At 42.7% G+C, this 20,125-nt stretch carries 25 protein-coding genes and 2 pseudogenes; 23 read left to right on the top strand and 4 right to left on the bottom strand.

Annotated elements, in window-relative coordinates; genetic code table 11:
- Positions 1-31: 31 nt before the first annotated feature.
- From BSI_RS0120770 to BSI_RS23375, 16 genes and pseudogenes are all read left to right on the top strand, one after another.
- A complete protein-coding gene (locus BSI_RS0120770; protein WP_003236277.1) occupies positions 32-520 on the top strand; it encodes a YxiG family protein in 489 nt (162 codons plus the stop codon).
- Positions 513-899, top strand: coding sequence for a YxiG family protein (locus BSI_RS17680; protein ID WP_003236275.1), 387 nt, complete (start codon positions 513-515; stop codon positions 897-899). Before BSI_RS0120770 ends, BSI_RS17680 begins: the two co-directional genes overlap by 8 nt.
- Before the next feature lie 208 nt (positions 900-1,107).
- The gene (locus BSI_RS17685; protein WP_003236273.1) at positions 1,108-1,287 is read left to right on the top strand and encodes a hypothetical protein; all 180 of its coding nucleotides are present in this window, start codon (positions 1,108-1,110) and stop codon (positions 1,285-1,287) included.
- 142 nt (positions 1,288-1,429) lie between these two features.
- The gene (locus BSI_RS17690; protein ID WP_032731827.1) at positions 1,430-1,900 is read left to right on the top strand and encodes a YxiF family protein; all 471 of its coding nucleotides are present in this window, start codon (positions 1,430-1,432) and stop codon (positions 1,898-1,900) included.
- A complete protein-coding gene (locus BSI_RS17695) occupies positions 1,894-2,307 on the top strand; it encodes a YxzC family protein (protein WP_080030778.1) in 414 nt (137 codons plus the stop codon). The genes BSI_RS17690 and BSI_RS17695 overlap by 7 nt, the downstream gene beginning before the upstream one ends.
- Positions 2,308-2,324: 17 nt before the next feature.
- The gene (locus tag BSI_RS17700; RefSeq protein ID WP_003236267.1) at positions 2,325-2,741 is read left to right on the top strand and encodes a YxiG family protein; all 417 of its coding nucleotides are present in this window, start codon (positions 2,325-2,327) and stop codon (positions 2,739-2,741) included.
- A 203-nt stretch (positions 2,742-2,944) separates the two neighbouring features.
- Positions 2,945-3,271 (top strand): annotated as a pseudogene (locus tag BSI_RS22925) (DNA-binding protein); the annotation flags it as partial.
- A gap of 72 nt (positions 3,272-3,343) precedes the next feature.
- Positions 3,344-3,772 carry a YxiH-YxzG fusion protein gene (locus tag BSI_RS23380; protein ID WP_502528692.1) on the top strand — a complete coding sequence of 143 codons (429 nt, stop codon included), beginning with the start codon at positions 3,344-3,346 and terminating at the stop codon, positions 3,770-3,772.
- 17 nt (positions 3,773-3,789) lie between these two features.
- Positions 3,790-4,293, top strand: coding sequence for a DUF2716 domain-containing protein (locus BSI_RS17710; protein WP_080030777.1), 504 nt, complete (start codon positions 3,790-3,792; stop codon positions 4,291-4,293).
- Between the two features lie 3 nt (positions 4,294-4,296).
- Positions 4,297-5,055, top strand: a complete 759-nt coding sequence (locus BSI_RS17715; RefSeq protein WP_003236262.1) for a hypothetical protein — start codon at positions 4,297-4,299, stop codon at positions 5,053-5,055.
- Positions 5,056-5,085: 30 nt separating this feature from the next.
- A complete protein-coding gene (locus BSI_RS17720; protein ID WP_003236259.1) occupies positions 5,086-5,568 on the top strand; it encodes a hypothetical protein in 483 nt (160 codons plus the stop codon).
- 25 nt (positions 5,569-5,593) lie between these two features.
- Positions 5,594-5,923 carry a hypothetical protein gene (locus tag BSI_RS17725; protein WP_003236256.1) on the top strand — a complete coding sequence of 110 codons (330 nt, stop codon included), beginning with the start codon at positions 5,594-5,596 and terminating at the stop codon, positions 5,921-5,923.
- On the top strand, positions 5,916-6,212 hold the full coding sequence (locus BSI_RS17730) for a YxiJ family protein (protein ID WP_003236252.1): 297 nt from the start codon (positions 5,916-5,918) through the stop codon (positions 6,210-6,212). The genes BSI_RS17725 and BSI_RS17730 overlap by 8 nt, the downstream gene beginning before the upstream one ends.
- 13 nt (positions 6,213-6,225) lie before the next feature.
- On the top strand, positions 6,226-6,681 hold the full coding sequence (locus tag BSI_RS17735) for a hypothetical protein (protein WP_003236250.1): 456 nt from the start codon (positions 6,226-6,228) through the stop codon (positions 6,679-6,681).
- Positions 6,682-6,698: 17 nt separating this feature from the next.
- Positions 6,699-6,827 (top strand): annotated as a pseudogene (locus BSI_RS22920) (hypothetical protein); the annotation flags it as partial.
- On the top strand, positions 6,819-7,049 hold the full coding sequence (locus BSI_RS23375) for a PIM8 family immunity protein (RefSeq protein ID WP_510787529.1): 231 nt from the start codon (positions 6,819-6,821) through the stop codon (positions 7,047-7,049). The pseudogene BSI_RS22920 and the gene BSI_RS23375, both read left to right, overlap by 9 nt.
- Here BSI_RS23375 and BSI_RS17745 read toward each other — a convergent pair.
- On the bottom strand, positions 7,041-7,562 hold the full coding sequence (locus tag BSI_RS17745; protein ID WP_003236246.1) for a DUF2812 domain-containing protein: 522 nt from the start codon (positions 7,560-7,562) through the stop codon (positions 7,041-7,043). The genes BSI_RS23375 and BSI_RS17745 overlap by 9 nt on opposite strands.
- A gap of 2 nt (positions 7,563-7,564) precedes the next feature.
- Complete coding sequence (locus BSI_RS0120765; RefSeq protein ID WP_032731735.1) at positions 7,565-7,900, bottom strand: helix-turn-helix transcriptional regulator; 336 nt, start codon at positions 7,898-7,900, stop codon at positions 7,565-7,567.
- Positions 7,901-8,064: 164 nt separating this feature from the next.
- Here BSI_RS0120765 and BSI_RS17750 point away from each other — a divergent pair, with 164 nt between their 5' ends.
- Positions 8,065-9,213, top strand: a complete 1,149-nt coding sequence (locus BSI_RS17750; protein ID WP_003236239.1) for a rhamnogalacturonan acetylesterase — start codon at positions 8,065-8,067, stop codon at positions 9,211-9,213.
- 81 nt (positions 9,214-9,294) lie between these two features.
- Positions 9,295-10,734 (top strand): ATP-dependent RNA helicase DbpA, encoded by a 1,440-nt coding sequence (gene dbpA, locus BSI_RS17755; RefSeq protein WP_003236237.1) that lies wholly within the window; start codon positions 9,295-9,297, stop codon positions 10,732-10,734.
- Between the two features lie 18 nt (positions 10,735-10,752).
- Here the strand turns inward: dbpA and BSI_RS17760 are convergent, their stop codons facing one another.
- Positions 10,753-12,039 carry an MFS transporter gene (locus BSI_RS17760; RefSeq protein ID WP_003236235.1) on the bottom strand — a complete coding sequence of 429 codons (1,287 nt, stop codon included), beginning with the start codon at positions 12,037-12,039 and terminating at the stop codon, positions 10,753-10,755.
- 206 nt (positions 12,040-12,245) lie between these two features.
- Here BSI_RS17760 and BSI_RS17765 point away from each other — a divergent pair, with 206 nt between their 5' ends.
- The 5 genes from BSI_RS17765 to bglS all read left to right on the top strand — a co-directional run bounded on the left by BSI_RS17765 (position 12,246) and on the right by bglS (position 18,656).
- Positions 12,246-12,926 carry a hypothetical protein gene (locus tag BSI_RS17765; RefSeq protein ID WP_003236233.1) on the top strand — a complete coding sequence of 227 codons (681 nt, stop codon included), beginning with the start codon at positions 12,246-12,248 and terminating at the stop codon, positions 12,924-12,926.
- 95 nt (positions 12,927-13,021) lie between these two features.
- Positions 13,022-13,855: a BglG family transcription antiterminator LicT gene (licT, locus tag BSI_RS17770; protein ID WP_003236231.1), complete on the top strand. Its 834-nt coding sequence runs from the start codon at positions 13,022-13,024 to the stop codon at positions 13,853-13,855.
- Between the two features lie 315 nt (positions 13,856-14,170).
- Positions 14,171-16,003, top strand: coding sequence for a PTS beta-glucoside transporter subunit IIBCA (locus tag BSI_RS17775; protein ID WP_003236229.1), 1,833 nt, complete (start codon positions 14,171-14,173; stop codon positions 16,001-16,003).
- A 20-nt stretch (positions 16,004-16,023) separates the two neighbouring features.
- Positions 16,024-17,448: a glycoside hydrolase family 1 protein gene (locus BSI_RS17780; RefSeq protein ID WP_003236227.1), complete on the top strand. Its 1,425-nt coding sequence runs from the start codon at positions 16,024-16,026 to the stop codon at positions 17,446-17,448.
- A gap of 476 nt (positions 17,449-17,924) precedes the next feature.
- Positions 17,925-18,656, top strand: a complete 732-nt coding sequence (bglS, locus tag BSI_RS17790) for a beta-glucanase (RefSeq protein ID WP_003236223.1) — start codon at positions 17,925-17,927, stop codon at positions 18,654-18,656.
- 182 nt (positions 18,657-18,838) lie between these two features.
- Here the strand turns inward: bglS and citH are convergent, their stop codons facing one another.
- Positions 18,839-20,119, bottom strand: coding sequence for a citrate transporter CitH (gene citH, locus BSI_RS17795; protein ID WP_003236221.1), 1,281 nt, complete (start codon positions 20,117-20,119; stop codon positions 18,839-18,841).
- Between the last annotated feature and the right edge of the window lie 6 nt (positions 20,120-20,125).

Below are 20,125 nucleotides of genomic sequence, written 5' to 3'. Positions count from 1 at the left end.
TACTTAATTAAAGTGAGGAGAATGTTATAACATGAACAGTATTGAACAATGGATAGACTATATAAATCACGATGTTAATTGCTTTATGTACGATATTAATTTTGAATACCTAGAGAATAGATTAACTCTTTATCTTAAGTTATATGAAGAAGGAGAAAAAGCCACTTTAAAAGAAATTTCATTTAAGGATATAAATGGGATTTATTGCAATTTTAGTGTTCATAACAAGTTTGATAAAACTATACCCATTGATACTAATTGGTACCTTGAAGAAATCAGTTATTTCAAAGAAGGAATTGGGAAACTACAAAATGGTATATTGGGTAATCAGGTCTCAAATGCTAATTTTCTTATAGAAATTAACGGGACTTTACTTGCCATAGAATCTAATTGTGTATCCTTTGATTCTAAAGAATATCAAGTGTTTCATAGTTATGAAAAAACTGAAAAAAACCAAAGAAATAATATAGTGGCTGGGATCAAGAAATTTCTTTCAAGGAGGCAGGATTTAAGTGAATAATCCAATACAAAAGCATCTGATTGATTCAGAATTCACCGTATTAAAAACAGATTTTCATTTCTTTAAAAAAGAATTTATTCTTTATTTAGAGATGGATACGAAGGGAAAGAAGCAGCAGCATCGTATTTTATTCAAGAATGTATCATCATTATTTTTTTATGCCGGCAAGGAATCGTCTTTAAAAGAATTTGCTGATGGGGAAAGATGGATTTTAAATTCATTCTCTTACTATCCGCAGGGTATTGGAACATTATATCATCCTTTAATTGAAGATTATGAATCGAATGCAAACGTTTTGATTGGGATTAATCAAGCATTGTATGCAGTTGAAACTGAAAGGGTTTTCTTTGATTCAACCGAAATATATGCTTCAACATAGAAGTGATCGTAATGATGACATGGAAAAAAACCTTTGTTAAAATGTTGCGGATTTTAAAAGTCGAATTGAGAGGAATATAATCATTACACTTATTTTAATCTATATCTTTTTTATGAGCGGCAGTATCTATCATGGAGGAAACACTTGACGAGGAAGGCATCCGTAGAATGAAGACTTGCTGTCAGTGGCAATCGAGGTTTTGACATATATGAAGACTGGCGACGATGATTGGGATGATGAAGTATACGATGAGCTTTTGGATGCGCTTGAACAAAAGGGACTTACCGAATCAGACGAGATTGAATTGGACTGGAAAGAAGAAGATTTGCCTGAAAGGTTTCCAAAACTGTGGGAGCGTTTTGAGGATAACCCGCTGGGTGAGTTTTAAATAGTAGAATATAAAGCTTGTATCATTAAGCGATACAAGCTTTTTTTAGAACAAATCTGAATGATAAATGACAAAGAAAACAAGAGAAAGATTAATCAAATTAAAAGAACTTGAGAAATTGACGGCGGAGGGATTGCGGCTCATGCAAAAAAGATTAATCGAAAAACTCGATGAGAATAAAAGACGTTTGTTGAAAAGCGAAATCAAAGAAAAACTAGTCCCTTGCGCAGAAAGAGGCTTCAGTTATCGCTTTGCTGATCTGGCGAAAAGCAAGCAGTTGCTTGAACTGGTGTTATCAAATTCAATACCGGCCAACACCCGTGAGATTGATGCTCCCGGAAAAACGGAAGCGAAACAGCTGATCTTGAAAACATCTCAGTCATATGTTGCTTATGATGACCGGGACGTGCTGCTGTTTCATCAATACAGCAGCGAAATTGGTGCGCTAGTTTGTGCTTTTGGAAAATGTCTCGAGCACCTTGAGGGCTTATTGGAATGTACTGGGTTCGACGAAGGGCTTCTCAATCATAGTTTTATTTTGGTTGAGCCTGAGTGTCAGTTTGGTTTATGTATATTGCACACGGAATATGGCTGTGAGCTTGTATATTGGTAGATTGCTTTCTTAAAAGGAAACCTTTTGGAACATATTTTTTACGAAAAAAACTTCAATATCTAAATATCAGTACGGTGCCTTGTATACTAATAACAAATCATTTAGTACTTGAATACGTGGTGATCAAATTGAGCGAGCCAAATCTAATAGAATGCATAAATAAAATCAAAAGTGTCTTAAATGGACAAACAACAAGAGAAGAAGTGTCAGATTGGGCGGGCACTTATGTTTATGCGGATGACCCCGAAGTAGAAGACGATAGAGTCTGGGATATGTTAATCCTTCTAAGCGGGATTGATTTGAAAGATTCTCCTGAAAATTTTTTGCATTCAACAGATGATTTAAATGATTGGTTAAAACAATATATGGAGTATTTTGTTTTCTGCTTGGTGGTAAGGCGTTATTGATTAAAAAGAGGTAGGAAATGACAATGTACAAAACAATTATTGAATGGGTTGATTATATAGATGAGGGGTGCAGTGTCCTTCATTTAGATTTTAATGTGTTTAAAAAAGAGCTCTCACTTAATATCAAGGTTTTTGAAAGTGAAGCTGAATATACGCATAAAATATTATTCCAAAATGTGGCATCTACTTATTTTAGTGCAGATGTTGGCGACATGAGATTAGAAAAAATTATTCCAGAAGAATATAATTGGCAAATATTTGAGTTCAGTTATCACCCAGAAGGGATCGGAAACCTTTCGAATTCTAAAATTGAACACTACCATTCAAACGCTAATTTTCTTATAAATATGAACAGCATGTTGATTGCTATAGAAGCTGAAACAGTTCGCTTTGATGATCAATCGTTTTATGCATACCAATTGAACACTAAATAAAAAAAGAGAGATTGTCAGCCTCTCTTTTCTTATAGAACATAACAGCAGCCAGACGAAATGTAAAAGACAACGTCATCGCGATTTAAGACTGAATTGGAAAGTAGCTTTATATCAAAACGATTAATGAAACTAGGCTGTCCGTTACTAATAGCTAATAAATGGCTTATTCTTATCACTTCATTTCTAACCTGGGAGCATAACAAATGAAAAAATTAAAAATGAATAAAATCATCAACATGGACACCCAAGATTGTTTTATCCATGCCGATGCACAGGGACGTGTCTACATTGGAAAAGGTGAGAAAGGTGATATTACCATTTCAATTTATTATCCTTCTGGTGATGTTCGGGATTTTAAAGTGAAAGAGCAGATTACATGCAGCGATATTCAGCTCTTTCAACAATGTCGAAATGGCTATGTCTTCGTTTATTACGAATCGTATGAGCCGAAAGTAAAGGTTTTTTCAGAAGAGGGAAGAGTGAAAAGTGCTTTTCGTTTGCCTTCAGGGGTTTCCTGCTGCCTTTTGGATGAGAAACAAAACCTTTGGGTCGGATTAAGTGATGAAGGCATTTATGGTGATGAAAACTCCAATGGACAAAGTGTGCTGTGCTTCACTTTAGACGGACAACTAAAGGAAACTCACATTGATCAACAGCTTTCAGAAATATATGCGCCAGTGGTAGATGACTGCTATGCACTTGCAGAAAAAAACGGACTGATATACATGCTGTATTACTCTTATACAGTCATTACTGCCTTTGATGAGACGGGCGTGAAACGAGTGTGGATTATTTCTGATAAAGAGAGTTCAGGGGTCTATGAACAGCTTGCGATTTCAGATGACGGGTTTTGGATATGCAAAGATGAACATTCACTGTCCCTCATTCCGGCTGATGTCAGTCTGCCGATGCAAGAGGTGAAATGCTGTGACTCGAACGGTGAAGCCCTAGACGTTCAACAGCTGAACCTGACAAGTAACGCTGTTTACGCAGTGACCTCTTCTGGTGTTTATAAGCAGGATATCCAATAAGGTGTAGGGATGAGATCATGATGAATTGGCACGCTTTAAGTCAGACAAAACAAGACCGCATCTGGTCAGAAGTGAACCAACTCATAAAGTGGAAGCCCGGAAGCAGATTTCATCACATCATCCCGCCTGATCCATATCGAGTGTTTGATATCTCAAGCGGGATGAGCAGTAAAGCTGGTCATAATGATGTGAGCAGAGTGCTGAGTGATTTAGAGACTTCTATTTTAAAAGCATTTCAATCATGTACTGGAGAGCAGGATGTAATATACGCATTCGATTGGCAGCATGACGGATATATCTTTAGCCCTCATCAGACAATGCCTAAGGATGAATTTGGCGAATGGCCTGTTCCGGTATTTCCAAACGGAGACTATTATTTCTTTTTTCATCAGGACTTTTCTTGGGGGCTTTTGGGAGACCCGTGGAAATGTACAATCACTGTATTTGGTGAGGAGCTGTTGGAGGCGGTAGATAATGATCCGCCTATCCTGTTTCATATTAGTACAAGTAAACGGAGGTGAAGCATGGGTTTTTGGAAAGAGAAACATAAGAATAAAAAGGTATTAGTAAGTGATGATGGTTTAGATATTTGCCACGACGCCATTGAAGCTTTTCATGCTGTTTACCTTGAACAACTAGATCGCAAGCCCACCCTAAACGAATTTGTTTATACTTTTCTTCAGGTATTAGAATCTGACGGTGATTCATTTTTTAAAGAATTAGAGGGAAAACAACTTACTGATATCAACATAAAGTTGAAAAAGAGGAATACTTTAAGCGAGGTTAGGCCGGGTGCTGTCATTCAAATCCCTTTACAGCAAATCAATCAGTTTACATATGCATTAGTGGTAAAAGGAGATTTGGCAGCAGATAAAAATGATGATGTTCTCATTCAGTATTTTGATATTTTTACAGAGGATCACTTGAGTAAAGATGACATTTTTCTCATGATGGCAGAAAAGCAAAGAGCCCTTTTTATTGCGAATACAGGATATACAGGCTTTCTTCAGGGGAACTGGAAGGTTGTTTCCAAGGTGCCGATAGATCTGATGAAGAAATTTGATCATTCTGCTATAACGTTTGTCATGTATGAGGATGGAAAGTATCTCATTAGCCAAGACGATTCATTAGCGGCAGAGAGTGATTTAATAGAAGTTGACAAAAAACAGGGGAAGACCTTTAGCAATCCAATTGGGCTATTTGGTCATTTGAGTATTGAGGATGTCCTAAATCAATATTTCAAGGGAACCTCGATGGAGGAATTGATCAAGTATGAGTTGTAAAAAGGGACTTTTATTGGGGAAGAGGTACATATGAGCAGATATTGTCTGGAATATGCTGATTCTGATCTTTTTCTTTTAAATGATTTTTTCAAACAATTCCCTCTCCCTATCACTGAGTATAATTGGGTCATTGGCGATATTTTGAATATGATGGATTTATCCGAGGATAAGAATCATTGGAACGATATCATTGGCGAGCGTGAAGACTATCTTTTTATCACAGGTGAGGAATTTCATCGTATATTAAATGAATTTGAGATTTATGTGATATTTTCTATTTTAACTGCTGTGCCTAAAGAGACGATACCGTACGATTTAACACGAGTTCCGTTTGTTGATGGGAATGCTGACTTTTATGAAGATGACTATAGCTCCCCTGTGAAAGAGTGTGTTTTTGAAGTCGGTTTTTTTGATTCATCAGATCTTATTTTTACCGTTAATGAAGAAGGAATAGAAAGGATGTTAAAGGCTGCATTCCCTGATTTGAAGCCTTACTGTGAGTATGGAGTATAGGAAAGCGTCAACGGAGGAATCAAAATTGGCAACTGAATTGAATATTTCTGGAGTTTCTCCAATTTTGTTACAGCATATCAAGAAATGGCGTCTTTATCGAGAAACAGATAGAGACGCCAATTATACGATTGAGTTAGCAGCTGTTTATCATTTCCGTTCAATTATTTTTACATTCAAAGACGTTTCAGCCGTTACGATACGAGATTTGGAAACCCTAAAGGACATGTCTGATGTCTTTCTCCGTATTAAACCGCAGCCGCAAGGCATCTACCTTGTGGAAGAATGGGAAGAGGAGACGTTCCGCTTTTATTGCCGGCGATATGAGGTGACGGAAGGGAGCGGACCGCATGTTTGAAAAGCTGAGAAAGAGAAAGCAAGAGCTTGAAGAAAAGCCGTATCCTGATGAATTGTACGGCTTTGAAGCGGAAGTGTATGAGTTTTTTATGCTTGTTGATGGCAGTTTGGATTATGTGCTGGCAAATAAAAGGATGCCCCGGCATCAGCGGCGTTCGTTGGAGAAAAGCTTTTTTGAACTGTATCCTGAAATACAGCCGGATATGATCAAAAACGATACTGATTTGTATCATTACATTCTCTTGTATGACCAAGTCAGACAAGAGATTTGCGTTGCGCTGTCCAACTAATAAGGAGGATTTTATGGAAATAACCTCTATAAGCAGTATCTGTAATTTGGACATGATCGATCTTAAGACTGACCAAACCGTTACATCATGCGAACTTGAAGATGCTGAGTCTTTTTATCGTTTTTGGCAGGGGCTTGCCTATGAGCGAATCATGATACAGGTGATAACAGCTGGTTCATTTATAGAAGACCTGTCAGAGTTTTTCAAAGGCCATGCTTACAAGGTGACGAATCTCACGAAAAGGGAATACCATTTCCAGTGCGTATTACATGAAGCAGACCGGGACATTGCAGGTTTTCTCTTTCTGTTAGCTTCTATCAATGATGATGTTTTACTGATCACTGATCCTCAACCGGATAAAAGCTATTTTTCCGAAGGCAAACTCCAATGCCTAACGGACTCAGGTGAACGGATCATGTGGTTTGAATACGATGCTGAGGAGATCTATATCGTTGGCGATGAAACATAAAAGGAGGAGGAATCCATATGAATATCACACAATACGAGAAAATGAAACAGCATCTTTCTGATGTAGATACAGGTCCATTTACATTAAACGAGTTTACTTTCTATATGAAAGAAGATGATCGTTATATTCATATTCCTGTGTTTGAATTAAAACTATCTGCTCAAACCTGTGACATTCATTTGCGGTTTGAAGACATCAGTGCATCGAAGCTGGATGATCTTGAATCCATCGATGGGGTTGAATTGGAGATTTTACCGACTGATGATCAATGGGAAAGACTCCGTTATTATGTGTATGATCAAGAAGACCAAATGAGTTTCTATTGTGGCGGATGGGATGTAATCAAGTGTGACAAGAAGTCACACTGATTTTCCCCACTTTCCAAGCGTCCTGCTTTTTGCTGCAGCATATGTAACGAGAAACGGAAAAGTCACGATCAGGAAAGCCAAAGGCACCCAATTTGATAATCCGGTTACATAATGGAGTGTGATTGACAAAAGAGTCAGGAAACTCAAGGTGCATGCGACGTTTCGAACGGCTTTTTCGCTTCTTTTATATTTCTCTCTCATGGTGGATTGATCACTGTATATCGGCGAGGTCCCAGGCTCAGCTGAAAAGATATGCATCCCATGGGAAGAGCAGACATGTTCCCATCCGGCCGCTTCAAACATCTCGGTGTATTCCTCTAAGCTTTCTTTCTCAACATCATGATAGTCAATGCTGTAGATCAACTTCCGCGGTTCAGCTTTTTTAAGTTTATACCCCATAAACGCAAATGAATCGAGCAACCATCCTTTGCTGGCCATATCACTTAGTCTCTTCATATCCTTTTCTTCTGAAAAGGCAAATCCTTCGGACATCATATATTTATTCTGTTTCATGACTAATCCCCTTTCAATTGTTGAAAAGCGCGTTCTCCGTGTTCAGCCATCACTTTTCTGCGCTGAATTTCTTTTTTGAGTAATTCTTGGCCGTGCAAGGTGGTTTGGTACACTTTGCGGCGCGGGTTGTCATTGTTGACAAGCTCAATGATTTCTTCTTGCAGTAGCTTCTTTAACAATGTATATAAGGTAGCTGGGCCGATCGTGAAGGAGTCATTGGTCATGTCCTGAATCTCCTGCATGATCGAATATCCGTGCTTTGGTTCCAGCAATGTTAAGACAATATAATAGGCTGGATCGGTAAGCTGATCCATTTCCTGCGGACGTTGCTTTGGCAAGTGGTCACCTCATTTCTTGTATCAATAAATGATATATCACTTATTGATATAATAAAATCTTCCTTTTCGTTTGTCAACGCAATTTTTTTCTGCAATCAGTCATCATAAAGAAACAATCACCGAGTATGCATTAATGTATGCGTTTTCATAGAGGGGGTTTCTTGATGAAAAAATGGATAGCGGCGGGTTTTGTGATGATGTTGATGCTAGGTTTTGGCGGGATTGAGAGTATGAAAGCTGCGGAGCCGAAGGTGTATCAGTTTGACTTTGGAAGCGGTTCGGTTGAGCCTGGTTACATTGGTGTCAGGGCGTCTGACCGGTATGATCCGTCAAAGGGCTACGGTTTTCAGACACCGGAGAATATGAAGGATGTGGCGGCGTCCGGGACTGATGTGAAGAGTGATGCGGTCCAATTTTTGACGTATGGGACGAAAAGCGGCAATACGTTTAATGTGGATCTTCCGAATGGTCTTTACGAGGTGAAGGTGACGCTTGGCAATACAGCAAGGGCCAGTGTGGCGGCGGAGGGTGTGTTTCAGGTCATCAATATGACGGGTGACGGTGCGGAGGATACGTTCCAAATTCCTGTCACCGACGGGCAGCTGAATCTGCTGGTGACAGAGGGGAAGGCAGGCACAGCTTTTACGCTCAGCGCCTTGAAAATCAAGAAATTGTCTGATCAGCCGGTGACGAATCGAACCATTTATGTCGGCGGCGATTCGACAGTGTGCAATTATTATCCGCTCAACAGCAGCAAGCAGGCGGGCTGGGGGCAGATGCTGCCTCACTATATCGACAAACACACCTTTCAAGTGAGAAACATGGCGTCTGGCGGGCAGATCGCGAGAGGGTTTCGAAATGACGGTCAGCTCGAGGCGATCTTGAAGTACATCAAACCGGGTGATTATTTTATCTTGCAGCTGGGCATTAATGACACAAATCCGAAGCATAATGAATCTGAAGCGGAATTTAAGGAGATTATGCGTGATATGATCCGTCAGGTGAAAGCAAAGGGTGCGAAAGTCATCCTATCAACACCTCAGGGCCGGGCGACAGATTTTACTTCTGAAGGCATCCATACGTCTGTAAACCGATGGTACAGGGCTTCTATTTTGGCTTTAGCCGAAGAGGAAAAAACGTACCTCATTGACTTGAATGTCCTCAGCTCGGCGTACTTTACATCAATCGGTCCGGAAAAAACACTCGGGCTTTATATGGATGGAGATACGCTGCATCCGAACCGCGCGGGGGCTGACGCACTGGCGAGATTAGCTGTTCAGGAGCTAAAACGCCAGGGAATCAATGGTTTTTAACACGTCATTTTTCGACAAAACACATACGCTCTCGTCAATTAGAGTATAATGAGAACATCTGCAAGAGACAGGAGTTTATACATGAGTCATTTTAAAAACTATCAAATCAGTCATGACATTTTACGAGCATTAGAAGGACTGGGATATACAGAACCGACCAAGGTGCAGCAGAGCGTGATCCCCGCTGCCCTTGAACGAAAAGATCTTGTCGTCAAATCACAGACGGGAAGCGGGAAAACGGCTTCGTTCGGGATTCCTCTCTGTGAGCTGGCGGATTGGGATGAAAACAAGCCGCAGGCGCTTATTTTAACTCCGACCCGTGAGCTTGCGGTGCAAGTACAAGAGGATATCACGAACATCGGACGATTTAAACGGATCAAAGCGACAGCCGTATTTGGAAAATCCTCCTTTGATAAACAAAAAGCTGAGCTTAAACAAAAAAGCCACATTGTTGTTGGTACGCCGGGCCGTGTTCTGGATCATATCGAAAAAGGAACGCTGCCGTTGGATCGTCTCTCTTATTTGGTCATTGATGAAGCGGATGAGATGCTGAATATGGGCTTCATCGAGCAGGTGGAGGCGATTATCAAGCATCTGCCGACTGAGCGCACGACGATGCTGTTTTCGGCGACGCTGCCGGAGGATATTGAGAAATTAAGCCGTCAATACATGCAAAACCCGGAGCATATCGAAATCAAAGCGGCCGGTCTTACCACCAGGAATATTGAACATGCGGTGATTCAAGTAAGAGAAGAGAATAAGTTTGCTTTGCTGAAAGATGTGCTGATGACGGAGAATCCTGACAGCTGCATCATTTTCTGCCGGACGAAAGATCATGTCAATCAGCTGACCGATGGATTGGATGACTTAGGATATCCATGCGACAAAATTCACGGCGGAATGATTCAGGAAGACCGGTTCGACGTCATGAATGAATTTAAACGGGGCGAGTATCGGTACCTAGTCGCGACAGATGTCGCCGCGCGCGGGATTGATATTGAAAATATCTCCCTTGTCATCAACTATGATCTGCCGCTTGAAAAGGAAAGCTACGTCCACCGCACGGGCCGGACGGGGCGTGCAGGAAACAAAGGAAAGGCCATTTCGTTTGTCACGGCCTTCGAAAAACGGTTTTTAGCCGACATTGAAGAATATATCGGATTTGAAATCCAAAAAATAGAAGCCCCTTCTCAAGAGGAAGTGGCAAAGAAGAAACCTGATTTTCTAGCTAAATTGAATGACCGGCCGGAAACCAAAAAGGACAAAAGCGAAGAGCTGAATAAAGACATTATGAAGCTGTATTTTAACGGCGGAAAGAAGAAGAAAATCAGAGCCGTTGATTTTGTAGGAACGATTGCCAAAATTGATGGTGTGTCAGCTGATGATATCGGCATTATCACGATCATGGATAACGCCTCTTACGTGGAGATTTTAAACGGAAAAGGCCCTCATGTTCTCAAAGCGATGAAGAACACAACTGTCAAAGGGAAAAAGCTCAAGGTGAATAAAGCGAATAAATGATGAATGACCTGCTCCCAGTTAAAGGGGCAGGTCATTTTGCTGCTGGCTGACATCGGCGCTGGTCTCCTCCGGAACAAAGGCAAGAATCACAATACCAATTACAAACAAAATGATCAGACTGAACACCGCAGTCGAGGATTTCCCGGTCAGCTGGGCGGTAACGGCAATGAGCAGAGGCCCCATAATTGAGGCGAATTTTCCGAAAATGTTGTAAAAACCGAAGAATTCATTAGCGTGGCGCTTTGGCACAAGCTTGGCGAAATAGGAACGGCTTAGGGCTTGAATACCGCCTTGCGAGGTGGCGACAAGTATAGCCAGTATCCAGAAATCAAGCGTTGTCTCCATAAAATAGGCATACACGCAGACGATCATATAAATGACGATCCCGACGTACAGCATTGTCTTCCCCGTGAAGCGTTCTGCCAGTTTTCCGTATACAATCGAGAACGGCGCGGCGACGACCTGGGTGACAAACAGGATGATCAGGAGGCTTGTGGGGCTGATCCCTAAATCAGATCCATAGGATGTCGACATCGTAATAATGGTGCCGACTCCGTCGATATAAAAGAAATAAGCAAGCAAAAAGAGGAACAGCGCCCGGTACTGCTTAATCCGCTTCATCGTTTGGCCGAGCCGCTTAAAGCTGTTGATGACGATATGAGGTTCTCTTTTGATGTAATAGCGCTGATGGACATGCTTCAGCATCGGGATGGTAAACAGCCCCCACCAGGCAGCCGTTATGAAAAAGGACAATTGGCTTGCAGCAGATACGGACATCGGAATCGTCTTTGCTTGTGCAAGCAGGATGACAGCAATGCTGATGATAAATGGAATCGTGCTTCCAATGTATCCTAAGCCAAAACCCCGTGCAGAGACGAGATTCATCCGTTTTTCTGAAGTGACGTCAACGAGAAAGGCATCATAAAACACGTTGGCGCCGGAAAAACCGATAGCCGATATCGTATAAAACAGCAACAATAGCAGCCAATGTTCACTCGGGATAAAGGCAAGCATCGCGGTACTGGCGACACCGGCTGACACAAAGAAACCGAAGAACTTTTTTTTGCACCCTTCATAGTCGGCGATCGTGCCTAAAATCGGCCCGAGCATGGCGAGAATAAACGTTGAAATCGCAATGGTATAGCCCAAATAGGCAGTCGATTGGGCAGCGCTGACACCGCTTTCCGCAACCGCTGATTTATAAAATAACGGAAACACCGCAGTGGTCACCACAATCGAATAAGCAGAATTTGCCCAGTCATATAAAACCCAGCTGTTTTCTTGTTTCGTAAAACGTTTCATCATCAGAGCCCCTCTCCGGTAACGATACTTCTATTGTACGAGAAATAGGCCTGAAAAGAATGGAATTGGCGTTATTTTTTACAAAATGTTTATGTTTTTGCCCTTCAAATCATACTTTTGATTTATTGTTCGGCGTAGGTTTATCTGGTACCATTTAACTATATTTTGTCGTATTTTCCAGAAGAGGTTCAGTAGAGAGGAGACAAAGCATGAGGCGAATAGGCTTGTGTATAAGCCTGCTGGTCACAGTTCTTGCGATGAGCGCATGCGAAAGTGAAGGTGAGGCTCAGACGTTTGCAGATCGTGATCAAAAGATGGTAAAACAAACCGCAGCCAAACCGATGAGCAATAAGAAAAAGCAGGAATTCCAAGCCCTCCCGAGCGATAGGCAGCTGGCCGTTGTATTCAGTTCCATGATACACGTAAGCGAAGCATTTGATTATGGAATCGGCAATCCTGAATACTTCATCCGAAGCAGCATGACTGAAGAAGAAGCAGACATTGCGAAGGAGAACCTTGAATCAATTCAACTCGAAAACAAACCGCTCAAAAAACAAAACAGCGAGGCATTCGCTTTGCTTCAAAAAACCCGCAATCAAGAAAAGAGCCGCAACGACATTCAACAGCTAAAAGAAAATAGAGACGCCTTTTTTGAGATCACAGACAATATGATCAAACTCATCAGCCAAGTCACACCGAAAAACGCGAAGAAGACAAGACAGCAGCTGGATCAGCTGAAAAAACAATATACGCAATACAGCGCCGAAAGCGTCAACATCATGAACAGCATTGTTAAGAAGCAGGGAGCTGACAAAGAATCATTTGAACGCTATCTGGAGGCGCTGCTTCAAAAACAGCCCGGGCAGCCGGTGCTAAGTGAATTATATTGAACTGCTCCCGCTCTTTCCCTGATGATATTGACCTAGTACAAAAAGAATGTACAATCAAGGTGTAGTCTGTTCTTAGTTGATTGGAGGGACATGTCATGAAAATTGCGAAGGTGATCAACAATAACGTGATCAGCGTGGTCAATGAACAGGGAAAAGAATTGGTCATCATGGGCAGGGGGCTCGCATTCCAGAAAAAGTCCGGCGATGATGTCGATGAAGCCCGCATTGAGAAGGTGTTTACGCTCGATAACAAGGACGTATCAGAAAAATTCAAAACCCTTTTGTATGATATACCGATCGAGTGTATGGAAGTATCCGAAGAGATTATCAGCTATGCGAAACTCCGGCTCGGCAAAAAGCTCAATGACAGCATCTATGTGTCGCTGACCGATCATATTAACTTTGCTATCCAGCGCAATCAGAAAGGGCTTGATATCAAAAACGCCTTGCTGTGGGAAACAAAGCGGCTGTACAAAGACGAATTTGCGATCGGCAAAGAAGCACTGGAAATGGTAAAAAACAAGACTGGCGTGTCTCTGCCGGAGGATGAAGCAGGCTTTATTGCCCTGCATATCGTAAATGCCGAGCTGAATGAAGAGATGCCCAATATCATCAACATTACAAAAGTCATGCAAGAGATTTTGAGTATCGTAAAATACCATTTTAAGATTGAATTCAACGAAGAATCGCTTCACTATTATCGGTTTGTCACCCACTTAAAGTTTTTCGCGCAGCGTCTTTTTAACGGCACACACATGGAAAGCCAGGACGATTTTTTGCTGGAGACGGTGAAAGAAAAGTACCATCGCGCGTATGAATGCACGAAGAAAATCCAAACCTACATTGAGCAGGAGTATGAACACAAGCTCACCAGTGACGAGCTGCTGTATTTAACGATTCACATAGAAAGGATCGTCAAGCAAACATAATGAAAGCGTTGACATTTTTATTTTCTTGTGTTAATTTTTTCTTACATTCAACATACGGTGATATTAGGATTGTTACTGATAAGCAGGCAAAACCTAAATTACAATGAGTGCGGATGATCTCTGTCTGTGCTGATGGTAATTTAGGTTTTTATTTTTTTCAGAGGGATGGTGATGACGGCGTTTTACAGAAAAAACCGAATGAGGGCGTTTCATAGGATTGTTACTGGTCAGGCAGGCAAAACCTAAACTACTTGTTCCTATTGCGATAGGGGTAGTTTAGGTTTTTTATTTTTTAGCAGAAGGGATGAGAGGAAAATGGGGATTCAAGCAGCGGCAAAAAATATACTACAGCTGGTTGGCGGGGAAGAAAATGTGCGTTCCCTTGTACATTGTGCGACACGCCTGCGTTTTACACTAAACGACCGATCGAAAGCAGATAAAGATAAAATCGAAGCTTTGGATGAAGTCGTAACTGTAGTGGAAAGCGGCGGGCAGTTTCAGGTCGTGATCGGCAATCACGTTTCAGAGGTGTATCAAGAGATTGGAAGAATGTCTCATCTGCTGAATGATGACCGAGCTGAACGTTCTGCCCAGAAAGGAAATCTGTTCGGACGGCTTGTTGATATCGTATCGAGCATTTTTACACCCTTACTTGGCGTGATGGCAGGAGCGGGAATTTTAAAGGGCCTGCTGATGATATGTACAAATGCCGGCTGGCTCAAACCAGAGGAAACCACTTATACGATACTGTATGCCGCTGCGGACAGCCTGTTTTATTTTCTTCCGCTCTTGCTGGCTATTACCGCTGCCCGAAAGTTTGGCGCGAATCTATTTGTTTCTGTCACAGTTGCCGGGGCGCTTATCTATCCAACGATCATTGAGCTGAAGAACGGCAATGCGGAAACGGACTTTTTCGGGATTCCAGTCGTGTTAATGAACTATACATCAACTGTGATCCCGATCATTCTGGCGATTTTTGTGATGAGCTATGTTGAGAAGTATTTGAACCGGGTGATTCATGATAGTGTGAAAACCTTCATTACCCCGCTCGTTTGTCTTGTAACCATTGTACCGCTCACATTAATTGTATTCGGCCCGGTTGGTGTAAACGCAGGAAATGCCATCGCGTCTGCCATTCTGGCCATCTTCAGCTTTAATCCGATGCTGGCCGGCGCTGTCATCGCGGCACTCTGGCAGATTCTCGTCATCTTTGGCATCCACTGGGGGATTGTGCCGGTCATTTTAAATAATATTGCGGTCAATGGACAGGATTCGATCAAACCGGCTACAGCGGCAGCCGTGTTTGCACAAACGGGAGCTGCTGTGGGTGTCATGTTGAAAACGAAAAACAAAAAATTAAAGGCGCTTGCCGGTTCCGCTGCTGTCACAGGGATTTTTGGCATTACAGAACCGGCCGTTTACGGCGTCACGCTCAGGCTGAAAAAACCTTTTGTATGCGGTGTCATTAGTGCGGCCGTTGGCGGGGCGATTATCGGGCAGGCTCACAGCGTCGCCATCGCTTCAGGCGCACCCGGTCTATTGACGATCCCGATTTTCTACGGACAGGGCTTTGCCGGTTTTATCTTGGGAATCTCGGTATCTTTTATTCTATCAATCATCCTAACGTATATTGTTGGGTTTGAAGATCCTGCAGAACAAACAGATATCAAAGCAGAGCCATCTGCACCCGCAGTCCGCCGGGAAGAGATCAGCAGTCCGTTAGAAGGAAAAGTGATTCCGCTAACAGAAGTGAAGGATAAAGTGTTTGCGTCTGAGACACTCGGAAAGGGAATAGCGATTTTGCCGGAGAAAGGCAGACTCGTCGCACCAGCGGATGGCGTGATATCAACCGTTTTTCCGACTGGCCATGCATTTGGAATGGTGACTGATCAGGAAACAGAAATCCTCATTCACCTCGGATTTGATACGGTGAAGCTGGAGGGTAAGCACTTTTATCCTAAGGTCGTACAGGGACAAACCGTCAAACAAGGAGACTTGCTTGCTGAATTTGACCTTGATGACTTACTAAAGGCGGGATTTGATATGAACACGCCGATCGTCATCACAAACGCAGATCAATATACCGACGTCATTCAAACAGATCAAAAGCAAGTCAAAATAGAAGAAAGAATCTTTTCTTTAATCTAAAACCATTGGAGGAACAGACAATGAACTATAAAACACTTGCAGCATTTCCGGAGAATTTTTTGTGGGGAGCATCAACTTCTGCCTATCAAGTGGAAGGCGCGTGGAACGAAGATGGAAAAGGGCCGTCAGTGATTGACGCACGCGACAGCTATCCTGAGGGAACAACTGATTTTAAAGTCGCCAGCGACCATTACCATCGTTATAAAGAAGACGTTGCGCTGTTTGCTGAAATGGGCTTTAAAGCATACCGTTTTTCCATTGCATGGACGCGGATTATTCCTGACGGTGACGGAGACATCAATCAAAAGGGAATTGAATTTTACAGCAACCTGATTGATGAGCTGCTCAAATATAAGATCGAACCGATTGTTACGATGTATCACTTTGATCTGCCGAATGCCCTGCAGAAAAAAGGCGGCTGGTCGCAAAGAGCCACAATTGATGCGTTTGAACGGTATTCCAAGGTGTTGTTTGAGCACTTCGGTGACCGTGTGAAGTACTGGCTGACCATCAACGAACAAAACATGATGATCCTTCATGGCAGCGCTTTAGGCACACTTGATCCGAATCTCAAAAACCCGAAAAAAGAGCTGTATCAGCAAAACCATCACATGCTGGTGGCGCAGGCAAAAGCCATGAACCTCTGCCACGACATGCTGCCGGAAGCCAAAATCGGCCCTGCTCCGAATATCGCGCTCATCTACCCAGCGTCTTCAAAACCGGAGGATATTGTGGCGGCTTTCAACTATAATGCGATTCGGAACTGGCTCTATTTAGACATGGCAGTTCATGGGCGCTACAATACGACGGCGTGGGCTTATATGAAAGAAAAAGGCTATACGCCAGTCATTGAAAATGGTGACATGGAGATTCTGCAATCTGCGAAACCTGATTTTATCGCCTTTAACTACTATACCTCTCAAACAGCGGCAGCGAGCAAAGGCGACGGGTCGGATGAAGTGGCACGCGGAGGAGACCAGCATTTGAAAACGGGTGAAGACGGTGTCTACCGCGGCAGCAGCAACCCGCATTTGAAGAAAAATGACTTTGGCTGGGAGATTGACCCGGTCGGTTTCCGCTCCACGCTGAGAGAAATCTATGACCGTTACCAGCTGCCATTGATCATCACAGAAAACGGGCTTGGCGCTTTCGATCAATTAGAAGAAAATGATACGGTCAATGATGATTACCGCATTGATTATTTAAAACAGCATATCGAACAAATTCAATGGGCCATCACAGACGGTGTCGATGTGTTCGGCTACTCTCCATGGTCAGCCATTGACTTGATTTCTACGCATCAGGGCTGCTCGAAACGCTACGGCTTCATTTACGTCAACCGTGATGAATTTGATCTGAAGGATCTGCGCCGAATCCGCAAGAAAAGCTTTTATTGGTATAAAGAGGTGATTGCTTCAAACGGTGAAGTGTTGAAGGGGAGTTAAAAATATAAAAATTATGAACATCGATTCATAAATGTCTTCCATGTATAATTCCGAAGACCAACTATTTGATCCTTCATCTGTTCTTGACGAATAACCCTGACGACATTTTTTCTTCGGCCTTCGTCAGATCGAACACGGATCACATGGATTTTGTCTGGAACAGGCAGGACTATGACTGCTTGCATCCGACTAATTTTCGGAAGAATTCCTTCCTTTTCATAAAACCGCAGCGTTGAAGAAGGAATACCAAACATGTTCTTTACTTATTGAATTCGATACATCTCATCACCTTCATTTTGTTAAAGTTGGGTCTAAGTATAATCCAAAGATGCAAAGCCAAATTAATTATCAATCTAAAAATGATAGTTACAGGATTCTTGGATTCGTTATTATCATTATTATGACCGATGTTCCCTTTTAAAAGAATCATGTATGATCGATACAGAAAACGCTTTCGAAGAAAGGGGAATATCAACATGTCCTATCGTATGAAACGAGTGTTGTTGTTTCTTGTCACTGGATTGTTTATGAGTTTGTCTGCAATCACTTCTACTGCCTCGGCTCAAACAGGCGGATCGTTTTTTGACCCTTTTAACAGCTATAACTCCGGTTTATGGCAAAAAGCAAATGGTTATTCAAATGGAAATATGTTCAACTGCACTTGGCGTGCAAATAACGTATCCATGACGTCATTAGGTGAAATGCGTTTGGCGCTAACAAGTCCATCTTATAACAAGTTTGACTGCGGGGAAAACCGGTCTGTTCAAGCATATGGCTATGGACTTTATGAAGTCAGAATGAAACCAGCTAAAAACACAGGGATCGTTTCATCGTTCTTCACATACACAGGCCCAACGGATGGAACTCCTTGGGATGAGATTGATATTGAATTTTTAGGAAAAGACACAACAAAGGTTCAATTTAACTATTACACAAATGGTGTAGGAAACCATGAGAAGATAGTGGATCTCGGATTTGATGCGGCTAATGCCTATCATACGTATGCGTTCGATTGGCAGCCAAACTCTATTAAATGGTATGTCGATGGGCAATTAAAACATACTGCGACAAGCCAAATCCCGACAACACCAGGAAAGATTATGATGAACTTGTGGAATGGTACGGGTGTCGATGAATGGCTCGGTTCCTACAATGGTGTAACACCGCTATACGCTCATTACGACTGGGTGCGTTATACAAAAAAATAATGTCAAATGTGATAAGAGCCTGCTGCCTCAATATAGCCAGGCTCTTATGATTGTAGTGAGAAGTTGTTGGCATGAATATCTTCTATTCACTCAAAATATCCTATGTGATATATATATTTTGATCTTAGGTTTTCGGATGATACAGAACAAAAGGATTTCCGCCAGCGGAAATCCTTTTCTTATTAAAACGAGATAATCCCAATCAAGAGCGCTGCAATCGTCATGACAATCGTTGTCCCCACGGCCCATTTGATGGTGAATTTTTGATGGTCGCCAAAGCTGACGCCTGCCATTCCGACCAATAGATAGGTGGAAGGCACAAGCGGGCTGAGCAGATGCACCGGCTGGCCCAGCAAGGAGGCCCTTCCGATTTCAGCGGCATCTATTCCGTAAGCGGAAGCGGCTTCTGCGATGATGGGAAGGACACCGAAGTAAAAGGCGTCATTCGACATGAAAAAGGTAAATGGCATGCTGACAATGGCAGTGATCAAGGGCAGGTGCGGACCCATGGCATCAGGGATGAGTGAAACGAGAGAATGTGCCATCGCATCGACCATTTTTGTGCCGGAGAGAATGCCTGTGAAAATACCTGCCGCAAACACCATGGAAACAACGTTTAACGCATTTCCCGCATGCGCCGAGATCCGTTTCTGCTGCTCTTTGACATTTGGATAGTTTACCATCAAGGCGATGGCGAACGCGATCATAAAAAGAACAGGGATCGGAAGCAGGCTGGTGATCAGAGCGGCCATCAGAGCGATAGTCAGCAGCAGGTTAAACCATTGGAGAGCGGGACGCTTGAGCGGCGCTGCATCCGGATCGGAGGACGGCACGTGTTCAATCGAAATGACGCCTAGCCGCTTTCGCTCTTTCTTTCCGAGGATATAAGCAACGGCGGTCACCCAGAGAACGCCGGCGATCATAGCGGGAATCAGCGGCGTGAAGACCTCCGACGTGTCCAATTTTAAGGAAGCCAAAACCCTCGCTGTCGGCCCGCCCCACGGAATAATGTTCATGACCCCAGAACCGAGCATTGCAATTCCCGCTAATACCAAACGGTTCATGCCGAGCCGTTTGTAAAGAGGCAGCATCGCCGCAATGGTAATCATATAGGTTGTTGTCCCATCCCCGTCCAGCGAAATGGTCATCGTCAGAACCGCGGTGCCGACGGCGATTTTTAACGGATCTCCTTTGACAAGCGAAAGGATTTTTGCAATGAGAGGATCGAACAAACCTGAGTCAATCATAATGCCGAAATAAAGGATGGCGAATAACAGCATGATGCCGGTAGGAGCGAGGTCTGTTACGCCCTGAATCATCATCTCGCCAAGATCTTTGCCAAATCCGCTGATCAGGGCAAACACAACAGGAACAACAATCAACGCAATAAGAGCGGAAAGCCGGTTAGACATAATAAGGTACATAAAGACAATCATCATCACAAAACCGAGTATGGCAAGCACGATATG

The sequence above is a fragment of the Bacillus inaquosorum KCTC 13429 genome (assembly GCF_000332645.1).
GTDB classification, from domain to species: domain Bacteria; phylum Bacillota; class Bacilli; order Bacillales; family Bacillaceae; genus Bacillus; species Bacillus inaquosorum.
The sequence above is the reverse complement of the archived record's forward strand: the minus strand, read 5'-3'. Positions and strand labels throughout refer to the sequence as shown.

What these genes read in the sequence shown, in the direction of transcription:
- bglS (WP_003236223.1), top strand. Translation starts at nt 17,925, where the DNA reads ATGTCCTATCGTATGAAACGAGTGTTGTTGTTTCTTGTCACTGGATTG.
- BSI_RS17720 (WP_003236259.1), top strand. Translation starts at nt 5,086, where the DNA reads ATGAGCAGATATTGTCTGGAATATGCTGATTCTGATCTTTTTCTTTTA.
- BSI_RS17745 (WP_003236246.1), bottom strand. Translation starts at nt 7,562, where the DNA reads ATGAAACAGAATAAATATATGATGTCCGAAGGATTTGCCTTTTCAGAA.
- dbpA (WP_003236237.1), top strand. Translation starts at nt 9,295, where the DNA reads ATGAGTCATTTTAAAAACTATCAAATCAGTCATGACATTTTACGAGCA.
- BSI_RS0120770 (WP_003236277.1), top strand. Translation starts at nt 32, where the DNA reads ATGAACAGTATTGAACAATGGATAGACTATATAAATCACGATGTTAAT.
- BSI_RS17700 (WP_003236267.1), top strand. Translation starts at nt 2,325, where the DNA reads ATGACAATGTACAAAACAATTATTGAATGGGTTGATTATATAGATGAG.
- BSI_RS17780 (WP_003236227.1), top strand. Translation starts at nt 16,024, where the DNA reads ATGAACTATAAAACACTTGCAGCATTTCCGGAGAATTTTTTGTGGGGA.
- BSI_RS17715 (WP_003236262.1), top strand. Translation starts at nt 4,297, where the DNA reads ATGGGTTTTTGGAAAGAGAAACATAAGAATAAAAAGGTATTAGTAAGT.
- BSI_RS17685 (WP_003236273.1), top strand. Translation starts at nt 1,108, where the DNA reads ATGAAGACTGGCGACGATGATTGGGATGATGAAGTATACGATGAGCTT.
- licT (WP_003236231.1), top strand. Translation starts at nt 13,022, where the DNA reads ATGAAAATTGCGAAGGTGATCAACAATAACGTGATCAGCGTGGTCAAT.
- BSI_RS17760 (WP_003236235.1), bottom strand. Translation starts at nt 12,039, where the DNA reads ATGATGAAACGTTTTACGAAACAAGAAAACAGCTGGGTTTTATATGAC.
- BSI_RS17765 (WP_003236233.1), top strand. Translation starts at nt 12,246, where the DNA reads ATGAGGCGAATAGGCTTGTGTATAAGCCTGCTGGTCACAGTTCTTGCG.
- BSI_RS17690 (WP_032731827.1), top strand. Translation starts at nt 1,430, where the DNA reads ATGCAAAAAAGATTAATCGAAAAACTCGATGAGAATAAAAGACGTTTG.
- BSI_RS17750 (WP_003236239.1), top strand. Translation starts at nt 8,065, where the DNA reads ATGAAAAAATGGATAGCGGCGGGTTTTGTGATGATGTTGATGCTAGGT.
- BSI_RS17730 (WP_003236252.1), top strand. Translation starts at nt 5,916, where the DNA reads ATGTTTGAAAAGCTGAGAAAGAGAAAGCAAGAGCTTGAAGAAAAGCCG.
- BSI_RS17710 (WP_080030777.1), top strand. Translation starts at nt 3,790, where the DNA reads ATGATGAATTGGCACGCTTTAAGTCAGACAAAACAAGACCGCATCTGG.
- BSI_RS17775 (WP_003236229.1), top strand. Translation starts at nt 14,171, where the DNA reads ATGGGGATTCAAGCAGCGGCAAAAAATATACTACAGCTGGTTGGCGGG.
- BSI_RS17735 (WP_003236250.1), top strand. Translation starts at nt 6,226, where the DNA reads ATGGAAATAACCTCTATAAGCAGTATCTGTAATTTGGACATGATCGAT.